We start from the raw sequence: 6514 nt of genomic DNA on the forward strand, positions 1-6514 counted from the left end.
AATAAATGGCTGAATTTGACTATCTTAAAAACGCAATCAAACGAGCGGGTTACACTCTCCAGCAAGTGGCTGATGCGACAGATATGACCAAAGGCTACCTCAGCCAGTTGATAAACGATAAAATCAAGAGCCCAAGTGCCCAAAAAATAGCGGCTCTTCATCGTTTTTTAGGCCTTGAATATCCCAATAAGCAAAAAACGATCGGCGTGGTGTTTGGCAAATTTTACCCATTACACACAGGGCATATTTATTTGATCCAACGTGCTTGCAGCCAAGTGGATGAACTGCATGTAATCCTTTGCCATGATGAACCTCGTGATAAAGACCTGTTTATTAATAGTTCAATGTCACAACAACCAACTGTCAGTGACCGGCTGCGTTGGTTACTGCAAACCTTTAAATATCAAAAAAACATTCACATTCATTCATTTGATGAAAATGGCATAGAGCCTTATCCACACGGCTGGGAAGTGTGGAGCGATGGTATGAAAGGCTTTTTGAAAAAGCACAATATCCACCCTAGTTTTATTTATTCGGGGGAGGCAAACGATGCTCCTCGCTACAAAAAATATTTAGGTATTGAAACTGTTTTGGTTGACCCTGAGCGCACCTTTATGAATATCAGTGGTAACCAAATTCGTCAGGCACCGTTTCGCTATTGGGATTACATTCCAACGGAAGTTAAACCTTTCTTTGTCCGGAAGGTGGCGATTTTAGGAGGCGAATCAAGTGGGAAATCTACCTTAGTTAACAAATTAGCCAACATTTTTAATACCAGTAGTGCATGGGAGTATGGGCGCGATTATGTTTTTAGCCATTTAGGTGGTGACGAAATGGCATTGCAATATTCAGATTACGATAAAATCGCCTTGGGTCATGCACAATATATTGATTTTGCAGTAAAATATGCCAATAAAGTGGCGTTTATTGATACGGACTTTGTGACAACGCAAGCCTTCTGTTTACGCTATGAAGGCAAAGAGCATCCATTCGTTCAGGCACTGATCGATGAATACCGATTTGATTTGGTGATAGTACTGGAAAATAACACGCCGTGGGTGGCTGATGGTTTAAGAAGTTTAGGAAGCGATAAAGACCGCAAAGCTTTCCAAAACTTACTCATTGAAATGCTTAAGAAAAATAATATTGAGTTTGTACGTGTAGAGTCCTCTGATTACGATACGCGTTTCTTAGAATGTGTAACCCTCGTTCAGCAGTTATTGATGTTGGATGACTTATAAATAAAGTCACCCAATAAAAAACGGCATCGAATGATGCCGTTTTGATTCTATCGATATGATATCGATCCCTTAAATAATTTGAATTATAGGTAGGCGGCAAGAGAGTGAGTCCCTAGGAGCATACACCAGTATGTGACTAGGGCTCACAAAAGCAGCCAACACCGCTATAATTCTAAATTATGACAAGGATTATTTGGTCATACGCTTATACTTCATACGATGTGGCTGCAGCGCTTCGGCACCTAATGTGCGTTTCTTGTAATCTTCATATTCAGAGAAGTTACCTTCGAAGAAGCTGATATTCCCTTCATCTTGATAATCAATGATATGTGTTGCAATACGGTCAAGGAACCAACGGTCATGGGAAATAACCATTGCGCAGCCCGGGAACTCTAATAGGGCGTTTTCCAACGCACGTAAAGTTTCTACGTCGAGGTCGTTGGTTGGTTCATCGAGTAGCAAGACGTTACCGCCCACTTGCAGTAGTTTAGCTAAGTGTAAACGACCACGTTCACCACCAGATAACTCACCGACGCGCTTACCTTGGTCAATGCCTTTAAAGTTAAAGCGGCCAACATAAGCACGGCTAGGAATTTCAAAGTTACCGATACGCATGATGTCCTGACCGTTAGAAATCTCTTCCCAAACAGTTTTGCTGTCATCCATGGAATCACGGAACTGATCAACAGAGGCAATCTTCACGGTTTCACCAACAGTGATGGAGCCAGAATCAGGCTGTTCTTGCCCTGAAATCATCCGAAATAGTGTTGATTTACCCGCACCGTTCGGCCCGATAATCCCAACAATTGCCCCTTTAGGAATGGAGAAGCTCAGGTTATCAATCAGAACGCGGTCGCCATATGATTTGCTTAGGTTTTCAACATCAATAACCTTATCACCTAAACGTGGACCTGGTGGAATAAATAGCTCACTGGTCTCGTTACGTTTTTGATATTCAACGTTATTAAGTTCTTCAAAACGCGCCAGACGCGCTTTCCCTTTCGATTGGCGGCCTTTAGGGTTTTGACGTATCCACTCAAGCTCTTTCTCGATAGACTTACGGCGAGCCGCTTCAGTTGAGGCCTCTTGGGCTAAACGAGCATCTTTTTGCTCAAGCCAAGAAGAATAGTTACCTTCCCAAGGAATGCCTTCACCACGGTCAAGCTCAAGGATCCAACCTGCTACGTTATCAAGGAAGTAACGGTCATGCGTGATAGCTACGACGGTACCTTCATAGTCGTGTAAGAAGCGCTCTAACCACGCCACAGACTCTGCGTCTAAGTGGTTGGTTGGCTCATCGAGTAACAGCATATCTGGTTTTTCTAGCAGCAGGCGGCAAATCGCCACTCGGCGGCGCTCCCCCCCAGATAGATTCTCTATTTTTGCATCCCAAGGGGGAAGACGTAATGCATCAGCAGCACGTTCTAGTTGGTTATCAAGGTTGTGGCCATCTTGCGCAGAAATAATGGCTTCTAACTCGCCTTGTTCTTTGGCCAGTTTATCAAAATCCGCGCCTTCTTCTGCATAAGCCGCATAGACTTCATCTAAGCGGGTCAATGCACGTTTAACCTCACCAACGGCCTCTTCAACGGCTTCACGCACTGTGTGTTCAAGGTTGAGTTTTGGTTCTTGTGGTAGGTAACCAATTTTTAGACCGGGTTGAGGACGCGCTTCACCCTCGATATCGGTATCAATACCTGCCATGATACGCAGTAATGTTGATTTACCCGCCCCGTTTAGACCTAAAACACCGATCTTAGCCCCCGGAAAGAAGCTCAGAGAGATATTTTTTAAAATATGACGTTTCGGTGGAACAATTTTTCCAACCCGATACATACTATAAACGTATTGAGCCAATTTATTTACCTTTTGATTTATAAAGGGAACTTTAGTTTTTTAGTTTATTTTGCTTTAACAAGCTTAGGCTGAAAAGCATTTAATAAACAGCCATATAATTTTCTAGAACTATACCTGAACATCAGGAGATCATCCATCCCTCCCTCTCAGTGAGACAAGCTTGATGACTTTCTATTATCAACTCATGGGGATGTAGTGATGTGATGCGCTATACAGGGAGTTACCCATGATAAACATAAAGGAATTGAATACTTTTTTAAAATGGGCGTTACGTCAGGTATTTAATCGAAACACATAACAAAGTTACGAATACAACTGATTGCGCTGAATATTGCCGAGGGGCAAAGACTTTAAATTATTCATAAAGTGGCTGATACGTAAAAGACTGTAAAGTCGAAATAATCAAGAACTCTCCGCTGTTACTAAATAAAAACTTTCGGTAGCATTCATAGTATTGATATATGCTTAATATACCCGTAATCCTTCAAGTTGCAGTGGTGTTAACTGCGCTCAGCTAGCCGAGTCACATAGTTTATCTATGCTCTCTGTCTATCTTCGCTTGTCGCCTACCTACAACTCGAATTATTTGGGATATGTGTATATATAGGTTAAGGTTTTCCCTGTAGTTTGACTTTAGTTTAGCGATGGAGCGAGTGAATATGAAAGGTTGGTTAGCGGCAGTACCAGTAACAATGTTGCTGGTTTCCAGCACCGTATGGGCTGATTCCTTACAAGCGCAGCGGGAGCGCTATCAGGCAATTAAGGTTGCATGGGATGCCAATAAAATGGATGAAGTCGAGCGCTTACTGCCGACCTTGCATGATTATCCACTTTACCCTTATCTTGCTTATCGTGAGCTAACTCAAGACTTAGATATTGTATCACCTCGCCAAGTTCAGGAATTTATTAACACTTACCCGACGCTACCTGTCGCAAAAAATTTAAAAACTCGCTTTGTTAATGAATTAGCACGCCGCCAAGAATGGAAATCATTGTTGGAATTTAGTCCTGAAGCTCCAAAGCCGGCTGAAGCACAATGTAATTTTTATTTTGCAAATTGGGCAGTAGGTAACAAGCAAGTTGCTTGGCAAGGTGCAGAGAAAGCGTGGTTAAACGGCCGTTCTATGCCATCAGCGTGTGATAAGCTTTTCAATGAATGGGAAAAAGAAGGTTATTTAACCCCTGAAATGACCCTTGAGCGTATTAGTTTGGCAATTAAAGAAGGGAATACTTCGATTGCGAGCTATTTGGCTAAACGTTTACCACCGAGTTATAAAACGATAGGCGATGCGCTGATTAAACTACAAAATGACCCAGCGTCTGTTGTCACTTTTGCTAAAACAGTAACTCCTACCGACTTTACTCGCCAAGCCACGACAGCAGGCTTTAGCCGCTATGCACGTCAATCCCCAGATGCAGCTCGTGCAGTATTAAATACGGTAAGTTCTGCACAAAAAATGAATATGACAGAAAGCCAAGCGCTTAAAGATAGTATCGCATGGCAATATATGGGGGATGTCACGCCAGAACAGGCGCAATGGCGCGATGAAACTATTCAGGAAAGTCATTCATCATCACTGAAAGAACGCCGAGTCCGCCTTGCTTTAGGGGCAGGGGATAAAACCGGAGTAGCCGCGTGGCTGAGGCAATTACCTGCTGATGTGAAAAATAAAGAAGAATGGCAATACTGGCAGGCTATTACGCTCATTGATGCGGGTAAGAAAGCCGAGGGTGAAGCAAAGCTTCGTGAATTAACCAAGAAACGTGGTTTTTACCCAATGGTTGCTGCGCAGGTTTTAAATATTGAATACCCTGTCTATGTCAATACTGCCGCTAAGCCTGATGCCAGTATTAATCAGTTACCTGAAGTGCAACGCGTGCGTGAGTTAATGTACTGGGAACTGGAAAATCTTGCGCGTTCTGAATGGGTTAGCTTAGTGGCTTCTCTCCCTGCTAATCAACAAGAACAGCTTGCGCGTTATGCATTTGATAACAAGTGGCCCGATCTTAGCGTTCAAGCTACGATCACAGCAAAATTGTGGGATCACTTGGAAGAGCGCTTCCCATTGGCGTGGGATAAAGAATTTAGCCTCTATACAAAATCAAAAGATATTCCAAAGAGTTATGCCATGGCAATTGCTCGCCAAGAAAGCGCTTGGAACCCACAAGCACGCTCACCCGTAGGGGCTACAGGTTTAATGCAGTTAATGCCAGCAACAGCGAAACATACCGCTAAAAAGCAAGGTATTAATTATGTGAATACGAGTCAGTTGACTAATCCAACTACCAATATCGAGTTAGGAACTGCCTATCTTGAAGATGTATACCAGCAGTTTGGAAATAACCGTATTTTAGCCAGCGCAGCCTATAATGCAGGCCCTTCAAGGGTAACTCGTTGGTTAGGTAATAGTGGCGGACGCATTGATGCAATTGCATTTGTTGAAAGTATTCCGTTTTCTGAAACCCGTGGTTATGTGAAAAACGTTTTATCCTATGACTTGTTTTATCGCCATTTTATGGGGCAAAAAGGTATGAAGATTTTGCTTCCTAATGAATGGAATATGAAATACTAAAGATACTCTTCATATTTCGAATTGTAGGGGTGTTGGCTACGTTTGCTAACCCTAGTCACATACTTGTGTGTGCTCCTAGGGCTTAGCATCACTTGCCTCCTACCTACAATCCGAACTATTTTGAGTATTCATATTTTTTATATTTCGTTTTATTGGGGCTTCGTGTTACATACAGGTGTATGCTCCCCGAGCTATCCTCGCTGATCGCCTTGCTACAGTACGAATGCTTTAGCGTATAACTCACATTATTTGGCATCTTGGCAATCGCTTTGTGTTTGGTTGATGATTTCTAATAAGAGTGTGTTATTATCTGTACTAGTTAAATAGTATGGATGGATAGACGATGACAGCAAATCAACAATATGACCCGGCTTTGACCGCGGATGAGAACGCTGACTGGCTGCGCTTTGTGAATTTATTACAATTGGCATTTGAACAAGATATCCATTTGCCAGTTCTTCAGTTATTACTTACGCCAGATGAGCGTACAGCCTTATCGACCCGAGTTAAAATAGTGCAAGAGCTAATGCGCGGCGAAATGAGCCAAAGAGAACTTAAAAATGAACTCGGAGTGGGGATAGCGACCATAACGCGAGGTTCGAATAGTTTAAAATCGGCTCCATTGGATGTGAAGGCTTGGCTCGAGTCTCAACTTCTCTAAAATACTCTTCATATTTCAAATTGTAGGGGTGTTGGCTGCGCTTGCTAACCCTAGTCACATACTTATGTATGCTCCTAGGGCTTAGCGCGACTTGCCGCCTACCTACAATTCGAACTATTTTGAGTATTGGCATTTATCTATTTTAAAATAGCAGGGGTGTTGGCTGCGCTTGCTAACCCTAG

The 6514-nt window shown here is 42.7% G+C and carries 4 protein-coding genes; 3 read left to right on the forward strand and 1 reads right to left on the reverse strand.

Annotated elements, in window-relative coordinates; translation table 11 throughout:
- Positions 1 to 5: 5 nt before the first annotated feature.
- Positions 6 to 1241 carry a multifunctional transcriptional regulator/nicotinamide-nucleotide adenylyltransferase/ribosylnicotinamide kinase NadR gene (gene nadR / locus ACHB7C_RS19445; RefSeq protein ID WP_042847008.1) on the forward strand — a complete coding sequence of 412 codons (1236 nt, stop codon included), beginning with the start codon at positions 6 to 8 and terminating at the stop codon, positions 1239 to 1241.
- 189 nt (positions 1242 to 1430) lie between these two features.
- Here the strand turns inward: nadR and ettA are convergent, their stop codons facing one another.
- Positions 1431 to 3098 carry an energy-dependent translational throttle protein EttA gene (ettA, locus tag ACHB7C_RS19450; protein WP_042847007.1) on the reverse strand — a complete coding sequence of 556 codons (1668 nt, stop codon included), beginning with the start codon at positions 3096 to 3098 and terminating at the stop codon, positions 1431 to 1433.
- 659 nt (positions 3099 to 3757) lie between these two features.
- On the opposite strand from ettA, the gene sltY reads away from it, so the two are divergent.
- Positions 3758 to 5671, forward strand: a complete 1914-nt coding sequence (gene sltY / locus ACHB7C_RS19455; protein WP_042847006.1) for a murein transglycosylase — start codon at positions 3758 to 3760, stop codon at positions 5669 to 5671.
- A gap of 343 nt (positions 5672 to 6014) precedes the next feature.
- Positions 6015 to 6332, forward strand: coding sequence for a trp operon repressor (gene trpR / locus ACHB7C_RS19460; RefSeq protein WP_042847005.1), 318 nt, complete (start codon positions 6015 to 6017; stop codon positions 6330 to 6332).
- The last annotated feature ends 182 nt before the right edge of the window (positions 6333 to 6514 follow it).

Origin of the sequence: Providencia sp. 2024EL-00732 (assembly GCF_044006275.1) — a bacterium.
In the GTDB taxonomy this organism is placed as follows: Bacteria; Pseudomonadota; Gammaproteobacteria; order Enterobacterales; family Enterobacteriaceae; genus Providencia; species Providencia huashanensis.